The sequence below is a fragment of the Shewanella sp. 492 genome (assembly GCF_059338445.1).
The window spans coordinates 1,374,077-1,391,973 of record NZ_CM181702.1; the positions used below are offsets into that span (position 1 = coordinate 1,374,077).

General features: G+C 44.0%; 16 protein-coding genes. 12 read left to right on the plus strand and 4 right to left on the minus strand.

The window, feature by feature from the left end; all coding sequences use genetic code 11:
* Positions 1 to 56: 56 nt before the first annotated feature.
* The 8 genes from AC5YBX_RS06235 to AC5YBX_RS06270 all read left to right on the plus strand — a co-directional run bounded on the left by AC5YBX_RS06235 (position 57) and on the right by AC5YBX_RS06270 (position 8,838).
* Positions 57 to 1,538, plus strand: a complete 1,482-nt coding sequence (locus AC5YBX_RS06235) for a DNA-3-methyladenine glycosylase 2 family protein (RefSeq protein ID WP_494524599.1) — start codon at positions 57 to 59, stop codon at positions 1,536 to 1,538.
* The gene (locus AC5YBX_RS06240) at positions 1,535 to 2,119 is read left to right on the plus strand and encodes a methylated-DNA--[protein]-cysteine S-methyltransferase (protein ID WP_494524600.1); all 585 of its coding nucleotides are present in this window, start codon (positions 1,535 to 1,537) and stop codon (positions 2,117 to 2,119) included. Before AC5YBX_RS06235 ends, AC5YBX_RS06240 begins: the two co-directional genes overlap by 4 nt.
* 63 nt (positions 2,120 to 2,182) lie before the next feature.
* Positions 2,183 to 3,481, plus strand: a complete 1,299-nt coding sequence (locus tag AC5YBX_RS06245; RefSeq protein ID WP_494524601.1) for a DEAD/DEAH box helicase — start codon at positions 2,183 to 2,185, stop codon at positions 3,479 to 3,481.
* A 43-nt stretch (positions 3,482 to 3,524) separates the two neighbouring features.
* Positions 3,525 to 3,995 carry a phosphatase domain-containing protein gene (locus tag AC5YBX_RS06250; protein ID WP_494519560.1) on the plus strand — a complete coding sequence of 157 codons (471 nt, stop codon included), beginning with the start codon at positions 3,525 to 3,527 and terminating at the stop codon, positions 3,993 to 3,995.
* A gap of 64 nt (positions 3,996 to 4,059) precedes the next feature.
* On the plus strand, positions 4,060 to 5,577 hold the full coding sequence (locus AC5YBX_RS06255) for a phospholipase D family protein (protein ID WP_494524602.1): 1,518 nt from the start codon (positions 4,060 to 4,062) through the stop codon (positions 5,575 to 5,577).
* Between the two features lie 94 nt (positions 5,578 to 5,671).
* Positions 5,672 to 6,571 (plus strand): chemotaxis protein CheV, encoded by a 900-nt coding sequence (locus AC5YBX_RS06260; protein WP_494519558.1) that lies wholly within the window; start codon positions 5,672 to 5,674, stop codon positions 6,569 to 6,571.
* Positions 6,572 to 6,875: 304 nt separating this feature from the next.
* Entirely contained in the window at positions 6,876 to 8,099 is a 1,224-nt protein-coding gene (gene sstT / locus AC5YBX_RS06265) for a serine/threonine transporter SstT (protein ID WP_494519557.1), read from the plus strand.
* Positions 8,100 to 8,430: 331 nt separating this feature from the next.
* A complete protein-coding gene (locus AC5YBX_RS06270) occupies positions 8,431 to 8,838 on the plus strand; it encodes a hypothetical protein (protein ID WP_475516380.1) in 408 nt (135 codons plus the stop codon).
* 71 nt (positions 8,839 to 8,909) lie between these two features.
* Here AC5YBX_RS06270 and AC5YBX_RS06275 read toward each other — a convergent pair whose 3' ends face one another.
* Positions 8,910 to 9,563 (minus strand): RluA family pseudouridine synthase, encoded by a 654-nt coding sequence (locus AC5YBX_RS06275; protein WP_494524603.1) that lies wholly within the window; start codon positions 9,561 to 9,563, stop codon positions 8,910 to 8,912.
* A gap of 205 nt (positions 9,564 to 9,768) precedes the next feature.
* On the opposite strand from AC5YBX_RS06275, the gene AC5YBX_RS06280 reads away from it, so the two are divergent.
* Both AC5YBX_RS06280 and AC5YBX_RS06285 read left to right on the plus strand, forming a co-directional pair.
* Positions 9,769 to 10,488, plus strand: coding sequence for a substrate-binding periplasmic protein (locus AC5YBX_RS06280; RefSeq protein ID WP_494524604.1), 720 nt, complete (start codon positions 9,769 to 9,771; stop codon positions 10,486 to 10,488).
* Positions 10,489 to 10,678: 190 nt separating this feature from the next.
* Positions 10,679 to 11,605 carry a M14 family metallopeptidase gene (locus AC5YBX_RS06285; protein WP_494524605.1) on the plus strand — a complete coding sequence of 309 codons (927 nt, stop codon included), beginning with the start codon at positions 10,679 to 10,681 and terminating at the stop codon, positions 11,603 to 11,605.
* On the opposite strand, the gene AC5YBX_RS06290 is transcribed toward AC5YBX_RS06285, so the two are convergent.
* Positions 11,589 to 12,233 carry a LysE family translocator gene (locus AC5YBX_RS06290; protein ID WP_494524606.1) on the minus strand — a complete coding sequence of 215 codons (645 nt, stop codon included), beginning with the start codon at positions 12,231 to 12,233 and terminating at the stop codon, positions 11,589 to 11,591. The genes AC5YBX_RS06285 and AC5YBX_RS06290 overlap by 17 nt on opposite strands.
* 234 nt (positions 12,234 to 12,467) lie before the next feature.
* Between AC5YBX_RS06290 and nadE the strand changes: the two genes are divergently transcribed.
* The gene (gene nadE, locus AC5YBX_RS06295; protein WP_475516385.1) at positions 12,468 to 13,301 is read left to right on the plus strand and encodes an NAD(+) synthase; all 834 of its coding nucleotides are present in this window, start codon (positions 12,468 to 12,470) and stop codon (positions 13,299 to 13,301) included.
* 71 nt (positions 13,302 to 13,372) lie between these two features.
* On the opposite strand, the gene AC5YBX_RS06300 is transcribed toward nadE, so the two are convergent.
* The gene (locus tag AC5YBX_RS06300) at positions 13,373 to 13,825 is read right to left on the minus strand and encodes a DUF6942 family protein (protein ID WP_475516386.1); all 453 of its coding nucleotides are present in this window, start codon (positions 13,823 to 13,825) and stop codon (positions 13,373 to 13,375) included.
* A 165-nt stretch (positions 13,826 to 13,990) separates the two neighbouring features.
* Here AC5YBX_RS06300 and AC5YBX_RS06305 point away from each other — a divergent pair, with 165 nt between their 5' ends.
* Positions 13,991 to 15,529, plus strand: coding sequence for an alpha/beta hydrolase (locus AC5YBX_RS06305; RefSeq protein WP_494524607.1), 1,539 nt, complete (start codon positions 13,991 to 13,993; stop codon positions 15,527 to 15,529).
* A gap of 7 nt (positions 15,530 to 15,536) precedes the next feature.
* Here the strand turns inward: AC5YBX_RS06305 and AC5YBX_RS06310 are convergent, their stop codons facing one another.
* Positions 15,537 to 17,705 (minus strand): sensor domain-containing diguanylate cyclase, encoded by a 2,169-nt coding sequence (locus tag AC5YBX_RS06310; RefSeq protein ID WP_494524608.1) that lies wholly within the window; start codon positions 17,703 to 17,705, stop codon positions 15,537 to 15,539.
* Positions 17,706 to 17,897 lie beyond the last annotated feature (192 nt).

Genomic DNA, 17,897 nt, shown 5'->3' on the forward strand with positions numbered 1-17,897 from the left:
CTTAATCCAACCGATGATAGTGCGGAGCTGTATCTTCAATGACTAATGATAACCGAATGACAACTGAAAGCTTTCGCCGTGCCCGGTTGTCGCGCGATCGGCGTTTTGATGGTCTTTTTTTCGTCGGGGTGTTCTCTACTCGGATCTATTGCAGGCCTATTTGCCCTGCTGTGGCAGCGAAAGAGCACAATGTGCGTTATTTCGATACCGCTGTGGCAGCCGCTAATGAAGGGTTAAGGCCCTGTTTGCGCTGTCGTCCCGATAGTGCACCTCAATCGAACCCATGGATAGGGACGCAAACCACGGTAAATCGCGCGGTGGCACTTATTAACAACGGCATATTATCGGGGCCAACAGCCATATCCATCGCAGCGTTTGCCGATAAATTAGGGATCAGCAGTCGACATCTTCGTGAGCTGTTTCAGCGTCATTTAGGCGTCTCACCAAAACAATATGCCCAGTATCAGCAGCTGATGTTTGCCAAACAGCTGCTGCACCAATCTGCTATGCCTATTACCGATATTGCTTTTGCGTCCGGCTTTAATAGTGTTCGGCGTTTCAATGAATTATTTCAACAACAGTTGCAACTTACGCCGAGTGCGATACGTAAAAATCATCACGCCGCGGTGGGGTTAACATCTGATTCGACAAGTCTTCATTTACGGCTTTTTTATCGGCCTCCTTTTAATTGGCAGCATCAACGGGAGTTTTATCGTCTTCGAGCGGTAAATGAGATGGAGTGGGTGGGAGAGAACCACTATGGTCGCAGTTTTCAATTAAATGGGGGGTATGGTTATGTTGAGGCGACCCATTGTGAAGCGTCCTGTAGTTTCAAGCTTAAGGTTGTGATGAGTAGTGCAGATGATCTTGTTCATTTACAGGCTGTAGTTTGTAATATGCGCAGGATGCTCGATTTAGATGCCGATCTGATTGAAGTCGAGAGCCGGCTTGCGGCGCTGGGGGATTATTTGCCCACAATCAATAGTGGTGTTCGCATACCCGGAGTGTGGTCACCATTTGAGGCGGCGTGTCGGGCAGTGCTGGGACAACAGGTGAGTGTGCTGCAATCGGTAACGCTATTGCAGGCATTAGTGGATCATTATGGTGAGACGGTGATACTTGAGGGGCGTCGGTTGAGACTCTTTCCTACTGCCGAAGTCATCGCTGGCGCATCGCTCGATTGTCTCAAGGTGCCCAGAGCAAGAAAGGCAGCATTAAAGGCGTTAGCACTGTTTATTCAACATCATCCCCATGCATCAGTTGATGAGTGGTTGTCAATTAAGGGAATAGGGCCTTGGACGGTCGATTATGTGCGCCTAAGAGGCTTAAGTTTACCGGACATCTTATTATCCAGTGATCTCGTTGTGAGGCATCAGCTGCTTGCCAATTTGTCTAAAGCTAGAAATGCTGAGCATCTCGATGATACCACCACTAAAGGTGAACAACAGCGATATTATTCAGCGCAAACTGAGTGTCTTAGCAGTCAAATTTCACCTTGGGGCAGTTATTTAACGTTTCAATTATGGAGCCAACAATGAGCCTAGCTTGTGTTAAACACTATCGAGCGATGTCGAGAAACGATGGTGAAGTCAATTTTATGCCGATAGCAAAACAAACCATCACCACTGACATGGGTCATATTGTCATCGCCGCCAATCGATTTGGCCTTTCTGATTTAACCTTTAAGCCGCGTGAGACCGATAGCTGGGCCGCAAGAGATATCGCCTTAATTGCCGCTACAGATGCAGACAAGCAGCTAGCCGAAGTGTATTTAAATCAAGCCAAGAGCGAGATAGAACAATACCTCTTAGGGCAACTGACAGAATTCACGGTGCCGTTAGCTCCCGTTGGCACGGTATTCCAACATCAAGTGTGGCAGGCCTTGTTAGCCCAGCCTTACGGAAAATCCTGTAGTTATAGCGATATAGCCAACTTTATTGATAATCCCAACGCGGTGAGGGCAGTGGGTCGTGCTAACGGCGCGAATCACATTGCGATTATTATCCCCTGTCATCGAATCATAGGTAAAAGCGGTACCTTAACGGGGTATGCCTATGGGCTTGAGATTAAACAGCAACTATTGACCTTAGAGTGCGGTGGTGTTGCTGGTAAATTGTAAGCTTTCTGGATGCTTTTACAGTACAATATTGGGCTATATAATATTTTGGCACCCTGTTTAGTTATGACCTCAGAAAACCGTTCCGTTACTGGTACCCCCAGTCCTATCACTTTTAGCCAGCTTAATCTTAATGAAACATTGCTAGCGCGCTTGCAAACCTTGGGTTATGTCCAACCTACAGCGGTGCAGCAGCAGGCTATTCCTGTAGTGCTAGCGGGGGGCGATCTCTTAGCGGGTGCTAATACTGGATCGGGTAAGACGGCCGCTTTTGCGCTGCCTTTGCTACAAAAACTGAGCGGCCAACGTGTCAGTGGTGGGAACTATGTCAGCGCATTAGTCTTAGTACCCACGCGTGAGCTGGCCCAGCAGGTTGCCGACAGCTTTATCCGTTATGGCGCTGGGCTCGAGCCCAAGGCGAAAGTATTGGCTGTCTATGGCGGCGTATCGGTTAATACCCAGATGTTAGCCCTACGTGGTGGCGCTGACGTATTAGTTGCAACGCCAGGGCGACTACTCGATTTAGTGTCTAGCAACGCAATAAAGCTAAGCAAGGTACAGACTTTAGTACTCGATGAAGCCGATCGCATGTTAAACCTTGGGTTTGACGACGAACTTCAGCAGATCTTAGCCCTGTTACCCAAGCGTAAGCAGACTTTGCTGTTTTCGGCGACGTTTCCTGAAGAGGTACGCGAGCTTACCTCGGCGCTATTAGAAAAACCGGTTGAGATCCAGCTGCAAGATGATGAGCCGCAAACCATCAGTCAACGAGTATTTACTGTCAATCGTGAGCGTAAAACCGCGTTACTGGCTGAATTAATTAAGAGCCATGCCTGGTCACAGGTGCTGGTATTTGCCAGTGCCAAAAATAGCTGTAATCGTGTAGCGCAGAAGTTGGCTAAACAAGGTATTACGGCCGAGGTCTTTCATAGCGATAAAGCGCAAGGGACCCGAACCCGTCTGCTGGAGGCTTTTAAGCGTGCAGAAGTGACGGTACTTATCGCGACCGATATTGCCGCCCGTGGTATCGATATCGAAAAACTACCTGTGGTGATCAACTACGAACTGCCGAGAAGTCCAGCCGATTATATGCATCGTATTGGGCGCAGTGGTCGAGCAGGCGAGGCCGGTGAAGCGATTTCGCTGATAAGCCATGAAGACTATCATCACTTTTCAGTCATAGAGAAAAAGAACAAGATTCGTCTACCAAGAGAGCAATATCCAGGTTTCGAAGCCGACGAGCAAGTGCCAGAGGAGAGCCTCTCTCGTATGGACAAGCCAATGGCAAAACCTGCTGGAACGGGCAAGAAAAAGCGTAAAAAGTTACCTAAGATCAATGAACAACTATGGAGTAATAAGCCATAGTAAGTTTTCGTTTTCTGTTAATGAATAGATAAAAGGAAGGGTTATGCAGCACCTTTTTTGGTTGGTAGAAGGACGAATCGCGGGTCGATGTGGCCCCAATAAGGAAGACTGGGACATTAACGAGTTAAAACAAGGCGGTATCGGCGCCGTGTTATCGGTTAATGGTGGCGAGATGTGTGAGCCTGAGGTGCTTGAAGGTCACGGGCTTCGTTACGCCTGTATTCCTTTTTCTAGTAATGTTCCTCCTCTAGCGGGGGATGTTGAAATATGTGCCGAACAGTTACCTAAAGCGCTGGCGTTTATTAAGCAGTGTGAAGCTGATGATATTGCCCTGCTTATCCATTGTCGCTCAGGAAAAGACCGTACAGCGTTGCTGATGGCCTATTATTTGATGAGCAATGGAGCTGCGCCGCTGCATGCGGTGAGTCAAGTACGTGCTATTCGTGATATTGCTTTTAGCGCAGAGGGCTGGGATCAGTTCGCTTATGATGTACTATACGCTTTACAAGATTGATACTCATAGCCTATGTTAATCAGTAGGCTATTGAACTGATTATCTGATATTACGGCGGCTTATATTGAACAAGATTTTGCTTCAAGCACTACTAGCACTCAGTAGTTTTCTATTGGCCGCTTGTTCATCTAGCCTACCTGAAGTGGCTAAGACGCCGAGTTATAAATTACCTACCCCAACAGACTCATCCCTCTATCAATATCTACAAGATACATTAACGCAGCATCCTGAGCAGACTGGGGTGCTTCCGTTAGCTTCTGGTATCGATGCGTTTATTGCGCGTTTAGCCATAGTCCATGCAGCGAGTCGCAGCATTGATTTACAATACTATATCTATCGCGCCGATGAGACGGGCCGTATGCTGGTATGGTATCTCATCGATGCCGCCGATAGAGGTGTTCGTATTCGATTGTTGCTCGATGATTTGACTACTAAAACCCTTGATGAAGGCTTGATGATCTTGGCCAGTCATCCCAATATAGAAGTGCGCTTGTTTAACCCGAGTTACGATAGAACATTTCGTAATTTAGCCATGATAACTGGCTTCAGTCGTCTTAATCATCGTATGCACAATAAGTCATTGACGGTTGATAATCTCATTACCATTGTGGGTGGGCGTAACATTGGTAACGAATACTTTTCAAAAAATAAAGAGGTGGATTTTGGCGATTTTGACTTGCTGACCATAGGTGAGGCGGTCGACAAGGTCTCGGATCAGTTCGACTTATATTGGAACGCACCTGTGGTGCATGATATCAGTAGTTTAACTAAGCCTGCGACGCCGGCTATGGTGGCGAAGGCGCAAGCGAATATGGCGCAGCAGCAAGCGCAATTTGAAAATGATGAATTTATGCAACGTCTTGAGTTTAGCCAGTTGCTGCGCCAGATCCGTAAAACGCAAATAGCTTGGTTTTGGGGCGATGCTGAAGTAATTTATGATCCACCAGAAAAAGCGGTAGGCGCCCAACAAGATCAATGGTTATTATCCGACTTGGGACGTTTTCTCGCCCAAGCTAAACAGCAAGTACTGTTAGTTTCTCCCTATTTTGTCCCCACAAAGTCAGGCTCAGAAGCCATAATCGCGGCGGTGAAAAAGGGGATAAAAGTCACCGTTGTGACTAATAGCCTTGCTGCAACCGATGTATTGGCTGTTCATGCAGGTTATCAGCGCTACCGAGAATTACTGCTGGAAAATGGGGTTAATATTTATGAGATGAAGGTGGATGTTAATCACCGACCGACTGCGTGGAAAGGCAGTTCGCGCTCAAGTTTACATGCTAAGACCTTTGTACTCGATAACAATGCCGTGTTTGTGGGGTCATTTAATTTTGATCCTCGTTCGGCGTGGATCAATACCGAACTGGGGCTTATTGTTAACAATGAAGTTTTTGCCTCGTTAATATTATCTGGTATCGACAGTAGTTTACGTGAAAATGCTTACCGTGTTGAGCTCGAACAGGGTGAGTTAGTTTGGTTTGATGATAGTCAATCCACTACTTATTACACCGAGCCCAATGCCAGCTTTTGGCGAAAATTTATGGCCGATTTAATTGGGCTACTGCCGATAGAGTCACAGTTGTAGAGGTCAAATTATTATTGATTGGAGATCGTCAATAGTGGGTGGGTGTGGTAGTGTATCGCCCATAAAATGGCTTATATTTAGATGTCGGTAAATTATGAAAAGTAAGGCAAGCCAATCTCAAGGCTTATTGTTGTTTAGACTGTCACACAGTCAACTGTTTGCCCTTGGCACGCTTAAGATCCGTGAGTTAGTGCCCTATACCAAGCTGAGTGCTATTCCCAAATCACACCACACTATTATTGGCGCGGCGACGGTAAGAGGTACTACCATTCCAATAATCGATATGGCAGCCGCTGTTGGCTATGCGCCTATCGGTGAAGACGAACGTGAAAATGCTTATATCATTATTACCGATTGTCAGCGAATGGTGATGGGCTTTTTAGTGCGTTCTATCGATAAAATCATAGATTGTAATTGGCGTGATATTGAGCCACCGCCGGCAAACTTAGGTAAAAACGCTTACCTCACAGGCGTGACTCGGGTCGACGATAAGTTAGTGCAGTTGCTCGATGTTGAATTGCTATTGTCTAAAGTGTTTCCACCTAGCCTAGCCAGCAAGCGCGCCATATTGACAGACGTACAACGTGAGATCTTAAAGCCGCTCAATATCTTGTTAGTCGACGATTCTCTGGTGGCGCGAAAACAGCTTTCAGATGCCCTCGATAGCATCAATATTCCTTATCAGGTGACCTCTGATGGCCGTGAGGCGCTGGCAATTATGGAGCGGGCACATCAAGCGGGTCATCCGGTTGATTTACTGGTCAGTGATATTGAAATGCCTGGCCTTGATGGGTATGAGTTGGCCTTTGAGGTCAAAAACACACCTGCGTTAGCCAATGCTTATATCATTTTGCATACCTCGTTATCGAGTGAAATCAGTGTTAGCCAAGCCCATCAAGTAGGGGCTAATGAAGCACTAACCAAGTTTGATGCACATGAGCTGATAGAAGCCATGTTGCGGGGGGCTGAATCCCATCGAGGGGTAAAACATTAGCGTCTTGTTATGTTTATGCTGCGGATGAGTAATATATGCAGTTAATTTAAACCGATTGCTAGACAACGCCAGTCAGATTCTATAAAACCTCAAGGTGAAGGAAGTTTAATCTTGAATCGATTGGCGTTCTGTGTTGTTTTCCTTTCGTACTTATAGCCGCTAAGTCACAGTGTAAGTCGTAATAAACTGCTGGTTAAATAAGATGGCTAATAATCAATATAACAAGAAAGTGAGACAGCGCAAGAAAGTCGGGCGTGACACGTGAAGTGTTCGAATCTAACAAATTAAAATAACAGGTCAATCAATGAATCAAAATCGGTCTTTGTTTGCTAAGTTAGCAAATGGCAGTCTTGTACTGCAAATTATGTTGGGAATTGTTGCCGGTGTATCGTTAGCATTGTTTTCGACATCGGCTGCGCACAGTGTGGCCTTTCTTGGCGAGCTCTTTGTTGGTGCGTTAAAAGCGATAGCACCCATTTTAGTGTTTGTTTTGGTGGCATCATCCATTGCTAATCAAAAGAAAAACGCTAAAACCAATATGCGTCCTATTGTGACCCTCTATCTTTTTGGTACGTTTGCTGCGGCGATCACCGCAGTCACATTAAGTTTTCTTTTTCCAACGACACTTGTCTTGGTTACTGGTGCTGAAGGTGCTAATCCACCCGAAGGCATTGCAGAGGTGATGTACACCTTAATGTTCAAGCTGGTGGATAACCCTGTTAACGCACTTATGACAGGTAATTACATCGGTATTTTAGCTTGGGGCGTGGGCTTAGGATTAGCCTTACATCATGCGAGTGAAACCACTAAAACCGTGTTCGCCGACATCAGCCATGGCGTGTCGCAAATGGTACGTTTCATTATTCGCCTTGCCCCTATAGGTATTTTTGGTTTAGTAGCAAATACGTTTGCGGCGACAGGTTTCGAGGCGTTGGCAGGGTATGCTCAATTACTTGCTGTATTACTCAGTTCAATGTTGATTATTGCGCTAGTGGTCAATCCACTTATCGTATGGTTCAAGATTAGACGTAATCCATATCCATTAATATTTACCTGTTTACGTGAGAGTGGTGTTACCGCTTTCTTCACTCGTTCAAGCGCAGCTAATATTCCTGTTAATATGGCACTATGTGAAAAGCTTGAGCTGCATGAAGATACCTATTCAGTCTCTATTCCCCTAGGCGCAACCATTAATATGGGCGGTGCGGCGATCACCATTACAGTGTTAACTCTGGCTGCGGTACATACCCTAGGCATTCAAGTCGATATCTTGACTGCGATATTACTCAGTGTTGTTGCTGCGGTATCAGCCTGTGGGGCATCGGGTGTTGCGGGTGGCTCATTGTTACTGATCCCGCTCGCTTGTAGCCTGTTTGGTATCTCTAATGATGTTGCGATGCAAGTGGTGTCGGTTGGCTTTATTATCGGTGTGATCCAAGATTCTGCCGAAACAGCATTAAATAGTTCTACGGATGTGGTCTTTACTGCATCGGCATGTGAAGCCGCAGAGCGTACCGAACTTGCCTAGTAAGCTTAAATCGCGTCACAGTAAAAAAGAGCCTTAGGCTCTTTTTTTTTGCAAGAATACAAAGCTATATCATATTTTCTGTCGTCAACCAGTTAAAACGGCTTTATATCAGGCTTAGCACGAGACTATAAATGGGCAGTGTTGATGATAAGGAGACTGATCTCAATGACGCATTATTCGTATTGCAAAGGTATGAGATTGTATTAATAGTGATTCAGCTCGCATCTTTATTTTAACTGTAAGATACAATTTTAACTAAAGCATTAAAAAATAGTGTTAATTTAACTATTTATTTGCGGTATTGTTTTATGAATAACGAGGTTAAAGGATTATGGATAAAAAACGTAGAGTAATGTTGGATGAGTTTGGTAGTAATGACCTCTCAGCGTTACTCCAGATCATAGAAATGCCTGTGATTGAAAAGCGTAAACGTCTAAGTTGGCAGGAGCAAGATATGGATACCCGGCAAGTAATAGGGCAGTGGATTGATGAGCGCCCATCATTAGGGGATAAAATTACCCTCTATCGCCAAGATGGTAAGCTGTTTTTGGAAACTTGGTACACAGACGGTTGCCATAGTTTAGATGAGATGCAAGCGACTGAAATAGATGAAGGCTTAAAACTCGAAGATCTCGGCGGAAACTTGTTTGGTGAATATTTCTTATTGTCAGGCGATAATAATTTACAGTTTTGTAATAGTGCAGAGTGTTTTTATACTGCTAAGCGCATTGCGGCTTAATTTTTAGCGTCAACCCCTATGCTATAAACGCGGTGAATATCATTAGGTTCACCGCAGTAACAGACGCACCGCTAAAACGGATGCTTACTGTAAAATTGCATGTCACCTTGATGAAACGGGTGAGTAATTTTTAAATGCTCAGCATGCAAACATAAGCGGGGTGACGCGTTAATGACCGCTGCGTTACCGTAAAAGTCATCACCTAAAATCGTATGTCCTATGGCTTTCATATGTAGCCGGAGTTGATGGGTTCTGCCGGTGATTGGTTTTAACTTAACTAATGTACTGTTTTCTCTGCGTGTTAACACCTCAAAATAGGTGGTCGCAGCTTTGCCATCTGCGGCAATCATCTGCAATGGTGGCTGAGTCGTATCGGCCTTCATGGCCAGCTCAATTTTCCCCGTATCTTGGATCATAATACCGTCAACTTCTGCCACATAATATTTTTCAGTCATCCGGTTTTGAAATTGAGTCTTAATATTAGATTCCGCTTTTTTATTGAGTGCGAACACCATGATACCAGACGTCGCACAATCGAGGCGGTGCACCAAAATGGCGTCGGGAAATCGCTGTAATAAGCGGTTAATCGCACAGTCAAAGGTATTTTCTGCTCGGCCAGGATTAGAGAGCAAGCCTGCGGGCTTATTGAGCACAACAATATCTCGGTCTTGGTAACGGATATCGAGCCACGGGATTGCTGGGGGCTGGTAATTAAAAATTTTCATTGGTTCTCCTCGGGCGCGATCCTACCAAACAACGGCCTTGCTGTGTAGTGGTAACGGGCTCTTGCTCTGTTTAGTGACACTTGCCCTAGCACTCAGTCTAGCCTTCTGTTAGCGTGATGGTCTCGGGTTAACAGTTAAGGAAACTATGTTGCAGTACCTGTTACAGTCACTTCGCATTAAGCTTATTATTGGATTTTTTTTAAACATGTTTAGCGTGTTAGCACTGGCAAATCCCGTCGTGATGGCTTCTGATGAATGGTGTCCTTACATATGCAAACCGGGTCAGCAAGATAAAGGATATGTGGTTGAAGTGGTGCAGGCCGCTTTTGCGGCGATGGCGCAGCAATCCGAATTTGAGATCCAGCCCTTTTCTCGAGCATTGAAAAGTGCGCAACAAAATAAAATAGATATCGTATTAGCGGTCAATAATGAACATCTTCAACGTTACCAGTTACAGGCTTCTAATCAGCCAATTGGGCAATATAGTAATGATTTTTATGTTGCAATAAATGACCAATGGCAATACGAGCGCCCACGAGATCTTTATGGTAAACAGCTTGCCATTATCCATGGGTATAGCTATGGCGAGGTATTAGATAATTTTTTACCTTTATTGGCTGGCGTTTATCGCGCGTCTGGCTCATCGCCCCTGAAGATGAATTTAAAGCGTTTGACTAAAGGGCGAGTGAACGTGGTCTTGGGGAATCGTTTGGTTATTGATTACGTGGCGCAACGAGATCATCTTGATGCAGATATTCAATATGCGGGCAGTGAAGGGCTGCCGGTGACACTTTATGTTGGCTTTAGTCAGCATGCTGTGGCAAAAGGCTTACTTGAGGTATACGAGCAAGGGTTAACTAAAATCCAATCCTCGGGGCAATACCAAGAAATCTTACAACGTTATCACGTGGCGCAAGCGCGTTAGATGTGATGAATATAATCACTTATAAGCTATAACATTTTTGCTGTCGTTAACATTTTAAACGATTCACCTTAGCCTCAAACTTTCCTAACAGTATGATATAGTTGGCAGTTTAATGTTAAGTTATTAATGTTTTATCATTTATAAGCAGTGGGTTTGCAACTAACAATAAGCAAAGAGGATGCTCAATAAGATGGCGCAAAAATATTCAATCGGCACCCCTGGGCAGGCATGGGGTGAGGCAGAAAAGGCGTTATGGCGTCAAAATCAACAGATTAAACGTTCATATCATGATGAGGTGGTGTCTAAAATTAACGCGCTTTCTTCAGGTTTTGAGGTGCTACAGTATGGCGAGTTAGGCTATCTCGAAGGGCTATATCCCTTATTTGCCCTTAAAAGCCAGTCTTGGTCTGATGATAAACCGACTGTCTTAGTCACTGGCGGGGTTCATGGTTACGAAACCTCAGGTGTGCAAGGCGCGTTGAGATTTGCCGCCACTCAAGCGAAACAATGCGCTAAATATTTTAACCTGTTGATTGCTCCCTGCGTGAGTCCTTGGGGCTATGAAACCATTAACCGTTGGAATCCTTTAGCGATTGACCCAAATCGTTCATTTTATCCCAATAGTCCTGCTGGCGAGTCTGCGGCGTTAATGGCCTTGGTTGCGGGCTTAGGCGTCAAGCTTATGGCCCATATTGACTTGCATGAAACAACTGACACAGATAATAGTGAGTTTCGCCCCGCTTTAGCTGCAAGGGATGCTGTTGAACACACCAATTGGAATATTCCCGACGGCTTTTATCTGGTCGGCGATAGTGAAAATCCTTGTGATGAGATGCAAAAAGCGATTATTGAAGCCGTTGCTAAGGTGACGCATATTGCTCCTGCCGACGAGCAAGGTCGTTTGATTGGAGCGCCTATTAGTCAATTTGGGGTGATCAATTACCCCACTAAATCATTAGGTTTATGTACAGGTTTTAGTGATGCACGTTTTAACACCACCACTGAGGTCTACCCAGACAGTCCACAAGCCGATGCGGAAAATTGTATTTTGGCTCAAGTTGTAGCGGTAACCAGCGCACTCGATTACATTTTAAACCAGCTTAAAACAGGCCGTTAATTATCACTAAGCTAACGCTGACAAACAGCAACCCAGTGATCAAGTTGATCACTGGTGTTGCGCGTTGCATCTTTTGCTGAATAATGGGCTTTGATAATACTAATGCGATTAAGCTAAACCAGATTAATGACAATATGAACATCAATAGTGTGACAGCAACTTTGGTTTCTATGTTTACGGTTGGCGAGATTAATGTTGAAAACAGCGTGATAAAAAACACCATGGCTTTAGGATTAAGTAAGTTTGTAGACAGGCCCTGAATAAAACCTTGTCTAATCGTTAAGGTGTTGCAGATTTTACCTTTTGTAGCCAATACTGTTTTATTACGCCAGTGAGTAATCGCGGATCTTATTGCCCCCAGTCCCATCCAAGCTAAATAGCTAGCACCAACAAGTTGTACTGCCAAATAGATAGTGGTTGAGCTTTTGATAAGTAGGCTAACGCCTGTGAGGCTTAAAAGGGTATGTAAGGTGATTGCTACAGCTAACCCCAATGAGCAGGCTAATGCTGTCAGTCGCTGCTGTTGGGTCGCAAGTTTTACCACCAGAGCAAAATCAGGACCTGGGCTAGCTAGCGCAACGGTATGAATAACGGCCAATGATAACAACAAGTGATACTCTAATCCCATTTAAACAGACACCTTAATTTAATAATCTTAAGACATTAATGCTGCACATTTATGAATGGGAGCACCAGTTAGGTAATGCCTTATTACTGCGCTGCCATAGGTTAATCGTCAGTTGGCAGTAAATCCAGTATAAATAATCTGCTTAGAAAGTTTGAGTCGTGAAATTTATGTTGAATTAGCTCATAATGAGCACGCAAATTTCAGCTGTCAGCTAATTTAATCGGAGTCGGAATTGTGAAAGGACAGATCATTCGTGAAATGAAGGTACAACCTGTTATTGAGGTTGAGTACGAAGTACAACGACGTATTGCCTTTATCAAATCTAAGCTCAAGGAAGCCAATGCGACTAGTTTAGTGCTTGGGATCAGTGGTGGTGTCGATTCATCTCTTGCTGGGCGTCTATGTCAAATGGCTGTAGACGAACTCAACCGTGAAGGTGAGTGCGAAGGGAGTTATCAATTTATCGCAGTGAGGCTGCCCTATAAGGTGCAAAAAGATGAAGATGAAGCTCAGTTAGCTTGTCAGTTTATTCAGCCGAGTAGATTGGTTACAGTCAACATTGGCGAGGGGGTCGAAGGGATCCATCATCAAACGCTTTTGGGGCTAGAGCAAGCTGATATCATGTCTCACTCTCATGGAGATGTCGAATTTGTTAAAGGCAATGTGAAAGCCAGAATGCGTATGATTGCGCAATATGAGATAGCCGGTTTAACGGGCGGTTTAGTGGTTGGCACTGACCACAGCGCCGAAAATATTACTGGTTTTTACACTAAATGGGGCGACGGAGCCTGCGACCTAGCTCCTTTATTTGGTTTGAATAAACGCCAGGTGAGGCAATTAGCTGCAGTGTTAGGTGCCCCTGATATTTTAGTGAATAAAGTGCCAACGGCAGATCTTGAGTGTGATAAACCACAGCTCGAAGATGAAGTTGCCTTAGGGCTGACCTATGATCAAATCGATGATTTTTTAGAGGGGAAAGCGGTGGATGCTAAGGTCGAGGCACGTCTTATTGCAATCTATAAGGCGACGCAGCACAAGCGTAAACCAATTCCAACTATTTATGATTAATAAATAGCGTGATGAGATTTGGACTATGACAAAAAAGCGCCTTGGGCGCTTTTTTTGTTGTGCTTAATGATTTATTTATCCAATTTACTGCGTAAATCGGCAATAACATGGTTAGGGCACTGCCTATAATCGAGATAGGGCAGTAGATAAATCATATGCTTATCATGGTTTAGTACTTTAATTTTTGGGTTTTGGTCTAATATTGGTAGGTTGAGACTTTTTGCGCTTTGCTGACCACAGACAAAATGGTGTTGTGCATTACGCTTAAGCGCTGTAGCGCCAAACATAATATGGTTACCTTGTGTTAAGAGTTGTGGCATATGGTGACGCCAATCAGTATCGGGTGCAGTTATTTTCGCCATAATAACCAGTATTTTACGCCAGTGATTACCATTGAGACTTATCAATTGTTCAATAGCGTCTAGCTGAGTGTAGTGCCACTTACTGGGAATGATTGGCGCTGTAGGCAGGTAAAAGCAGGTATCTGCACTTGTAGAGCCAATACTGAAGATGTTGTTGGTCATTGTTTTATTTGTTAGACGTATATCTCATAGAGTCTACCGAGTCATATCGGCTATGTTAAGTGGGGTTGTGTTAAAAGGGATTAATTAGCCCGTCACGCGATTATAAAATAGGCTCAGCTCAAATGATCCGTTAAGTGGGCTGGACAAGTAAGGGATGATACATAGATGAGAATACTACTTACATCGACCAAACACCTCTTATTAGCGTTAACTTATGGCATATTGGGAACAATACTTGGACTATTAGTAGTAGGAGTGTATGTACTCAATACTCAAGCTGATCTGTCGCTATGGCACACGATAAAGCTGTCATCTCAATTTAACCAGAGCATGCAACTGACAGATTTTAAGCAGTACCTTGCCCTAGAGGATAAGTTGTTTAAAGAGGTAGACACAAAAGTATATCAGCGCACCGAACATCTTGTTCGTCAACCGCTCAACCGTTATGTACGCCATAGCCTATCCGATCCTAAACAGTGGCCACAGGATTGGAATCGCAGCTTTGAATGGCCAAATTCGACGGCACAATATGGCGTGTTATTACTGCACGGTATGTCAGATTCCCCCTATTCATTATCGCATTTTGCTAATCACTTTCGCGCTAAAGCACATATTCTAGGGTTACGTTTACCTGGTCATGGCACATTACCTTCTGGGCTTGTTGATTTACGCTGGCAAGATATGGCGCAAGCGGTCAGTTTGGCAACGCGTCACCTAGAGCAACAGCTTAATGGTAAGCCGCTGTATGTGGTTGGTTTTTCTACTGGAGCAGCATTAGCACTCAATCATGAGTTAGAAGCCTTAAATCAAGATAAACCTTCTAGTTACTCAGGGTTAATCTTTCTTTCCCCTGCCATAGGGTTATCACCTGTTGCCGCAGCAGCAAAGTGGCAATCAAGGTTGGGTCAATGGTTGGGGTTAGAGAAACTCAGTTGGAATGCGGTACAAGCTGAATATGATCCGTTTAAATATAACTCGTTTGCGGTTAATGCTGGCGATGTGGTGTATCAGGTTGCGGCGCGTAATCAAGTACTGCTTAATCAGATGACTGAATTACAAAAGACGCAATTAACTCGTGTGCTTACCTTTCAGTCAATAGCGGACAGTACGGTATCAACGGTCGATGTCATAGCGAAATTATATCAAGGTTTACCGGCCAAAGAGCATCAGTTGTTTTTGTTTGATATTAACCGTATTGATGTCAATTTAGCTTTGGTTGTCAATGACCCAATAGATGCCATTAAGCCTTTAATTGGTTCTAGTCGATTACCATATCAGTTAAATGTAGTTCAAAATCAACGATATAAAGACAGCCTTGATCAATGGCAAACCAGCGAGCAAGTTGAAGTGGTGCGTTATCAAGATGGCGATATTTTGCATGAGCCACTGGAGGTTAGTTGGCCAAGAGCAATTTACTCTTTATCTCATGTCGCATTGCCTTTTCCGGCATCTGATGGTTTGTATGGGCCAATAAAAAGGGCGACTACCCAGCCGAGAGTACAAATTGGTGCCGTATCGACCAAGGGAGAACGTGGAGTGCTCGGCGTACCAGCGTCAGAGATATTACGCCAGAAGTGGAATCCATTCTTTCCGTATATGATTGAATGCATAGATGAATATATCAGCGGGCAACAGCAACTGGCAAATAATCCTAATGCGTTAACTTCTCCGCTTAAAACCAATACTGACTCTGCAATAAGGTGATGAATTGTTACTCGTGCGGTTGAGTAATAAGTTGGCTGCTGATGACGCGATTGCGGCCATCTTTTTTTGCTTGATAGAGATTGATATCGGCTTGCTTAAACCAATAATCTATATCGCTTTGGTAATGATTATTACTTATTACTGCACCAATACTGATGGTCAGTTGGATACTATTTTCAGAACTTATTGGGATCAGAGCATCAAATACCTGCTGCCTAAATTCATTAAGATGTTGTTCTACTTCTTGCGGATTGCATAGGGGTAAAATAATCAGAAATTCTTCACCACCATAGCGAGAAATAAGGTCAGTATCTCGTTTAAAAAATTGCTGCATGATCTGGGCTAAGTGGATTAAGGCGTTATCTCCAGCTTGATGGCCGTAGGTATCATTAATACTTTTGAAATGATCAATATCAACGATGCAAAATGCCATGGCAGCGCAGCTGCGTTGACACATATCGTTTAATCGAGGGAAGTGAGTTTCGGTGTAACGGCGATTGTAGAGCTGAGTTAATTCATCTTTTTCGGCGAGTAAACGTAGTTTTGTGTTAGCCGCTTGTAGCTCTTTGGTTCTCAGAGCTACTTTTTCCTCTAGTTCTAATTGGTAGCTGATCAGCTCCTGCTTACTCTTTAAAATGCTGCTGGATAAGGTACAGATCTCTTGTGGTGTAGAGTCATTTAAGGTGGCGTCCTCTTGATCCTGCGGATGCCAATTACTGAATTTGTTGGCGATAGCTTCAAGTGGCTGAGTGAGTCGTAAACTGATCACTTTGATAATCGCAATAGAGAGCATAAATGATAATAATAAGATACCAAAAGTAGTGAAATATTGACTTTCAACTTGCTCTACCAATGGGGTGAATGGTGTGAGCACATAAAGTGTCCAGCCGTTTTTTACTATGTGTTTGGCATAGGCAAACTCGGGGCTTTTATTGTCTCGTTGTTTAATATTGAGCATGGCCAAGCTGGTTTTATAGCTAAAGCCACTGTGAGAGAACGCAAATTCACTTAAGGGCTGCTTATTGAGAGCGGGTGATGCATAGATCACAAGATTATTTTCGTCGGTGAGCACAATATTGTGCTGCGTCTCATCTGAAAGGCGTTGATAAATTTGTGCAAAGTTTGCAAGCTCTAACGAGCCTTCTATTATTCCTACCGGCTCCAGCGGAGTATTCATGTGGTAAAGGGGCGCGCTGATCGCGACGATGGGGGTAGAGCCGAAACCTCGACCTAAAAATACCGGTGAGGTGTAGGTTAGTTGGTTGAAAAACGCTTGTTGGAAATAATGGCGATCCATGATGCTAGCCGGGGTAATGTTTTTCGAGCTATCAATGTTAATAATGGGGCTCGAATTTTTGATATGTGCCTGCTCATTAGCGATTAGCATAGAGACAAAATCAGGATAGTTTTTATGTAGCTTTAACAATAGCATTTGCCATCGTTCAGGATCATATACAGAGAAGCTTAACCAACGAGCGGCGGTATCGATGGCGTTCACATGGGTGTCGATAAACGTGTCGGTAGCCTTGCCTAAATGCAGCGCGGTATCTTCGAGTTGGCGTTTAACATCTAACTGCTGATGGTTAATGGAGAGGTTATTAAAGGTCAATGCCGAAACCAGCAAGGCTAATGTCAATAATTGAGTAAAGGTATAAGTGAGTTGCTGATTAAAGCTCTTACGACGTTGGTTTTTAATCTTCCCAGCAATATAACATCGTTGCGGGAGCATAGTGATGAGGATAGTGCCTAGTGAAGTATAGAGTATGCCATTAATCCCTTGTTTTAGGGTGGTGAAAAGCATATAGCTTTCAGGCATCACTAGTACAAAGCGTACTAAAATATAAAATAGCGGCATACCGACTATGAGCCAAAAACTCACATCGGCATACAGAGAGTAATATTCTTTACGCCGCGCGTAACCCAGCCATAAGGCTTCGAGTGGAAATAAGATGAAAGTGTGCCAACTATCCCAAGCTAGATATAAACCGCTCGCGCACATCAATGCAGTGAGCAAGGCATACCAAGGGCCTAAGAATACCGCGACAATCACAAAAAACAGGTTACCGATAATAAGCTGTTGATTACCGAATAGTGGTATAGGCACTAAATTCAGTAATAGTCCCAGCAACCCCAAAACTATTGCAAATGTAAGGTGGCGCTTATTTATCAATTGCATAAATCCCTATGTGAAATTGATTTTTGTCGTCGCAGGCAAACGTTACCTTTATGTATTGGCCTAGTTTAAGTTATTAACATGGTAAATTACCAACTAAATATATCATTTTTATAGTAATTTATTACATTCTTGATAATCGCTAGAGAGACGAGTGACGCCTTAGAAGAAAGGGTTTTCTAAATTTGCCATCTC

Excerpts from the sequence above, each read along its gene's own strand:
- AC5YBX_RS06305 (WP_494524607.1), top strand. The coding sequence starts at position 13,991 with ATGAGAATACTACTTACATCGACCAAACACCTCTTATTAGCGTTAACT.
- AC5YBX_RS06285 (WP_494524605.1), top strand. The coding sequence starts at position 10,679 with ATGGCGCAAAAATATTCAATCGGCACCCCTGGGCAGGCATGGGGTGAG.
- AC5YBX_RS06300 (WP_475516386.1), bottom strand. The coding sequence starts at position 13,825 with ATGACCAACAACATCTTCAGTATTGGCTCTACAAGTGCAGATACCTGC.
- AC5YBX_RS06275 (WP_494524603.1), bottom strand. The coding sequence starts at position 9,563 with ATGAAAATTTTTAATTACCAGCCCCCAGCAATCCCGTGGCTCGATATC.
- AC5YBX_RS06290 (WP_494524606.1), bottom strand. The coding sequence starts at position 12,233 with ATGGGATTAGAGTATCACTTGTTGTTATCATTGGCCGTTATTCATACC.
- sstT (WP_494519557.1), top strand. The coding sequence starts at position 6,876 with ATGAATCAAAATCGGTCTTTGTTTGCTAAGTTAGCAAATGGCAGTCTT.
- AC5YBX_RS06250 (WP_494519560.1), top strand. The coding sequence starts at position 3,525 with ATGCAGCACCTTTTTTGGTTGGTAGAAGGACGAATCGCGGGTCGATGT.
- AC5YBX_RS06260 (WP_494519558.1), top strand. The coding sequence starts at position 5,672 with ATGAAAAGTAAGGCAAGCCAATCTCAAGGCTTATTGTTGTTTAGACTG.
- AC5YBX_RS06310 (WP_494524608.1), bottom strand. The coding sequence starts at position 17,705 with ATGCAATTGATAAATAAGCGCCACCTTACATTTGCAATAGTTTTGGGG.
- AC5YBX_RS06280 (WP_494524604.1), top strand. The coding sequence starts at position 9,769 with ATGTTTAGCGTGTTAGCACTGGCAAATCCCGTCGTGATGGCTTCTGAT.
- AC5YBX_RS06240 (WP_494524600.1), top strand. The coding sequence starts at position 1,535 with ATGAGCCTAGCTTGTGTTAAACACTATCGAGCGATGTCGAGAAACGAT.
- AC5YBX_RS06235 (WP_494524599.1), top strand. The coding sequence starts at position 57 with ATGACAACTGAAAGCTTTCGCCGTGCCCGGTTGTCGCGCGATCGGCGT.
- AC5YBX_RS06245 (WP_494524601.1), top strand. The coding sequence starts at position 2,183 with ATGACCTCAGAAAACCGTTCCGTTACTGGTACCCCCAGTCCTATCACT.
- AC5YBX_RS06270 (WP_475516380.1), top strand. The coding sequence starts at position 8,431 with ATGGATAAAAAACGTAGAGTAATGTTGGATGAGTTTGGTAGTAATGAC.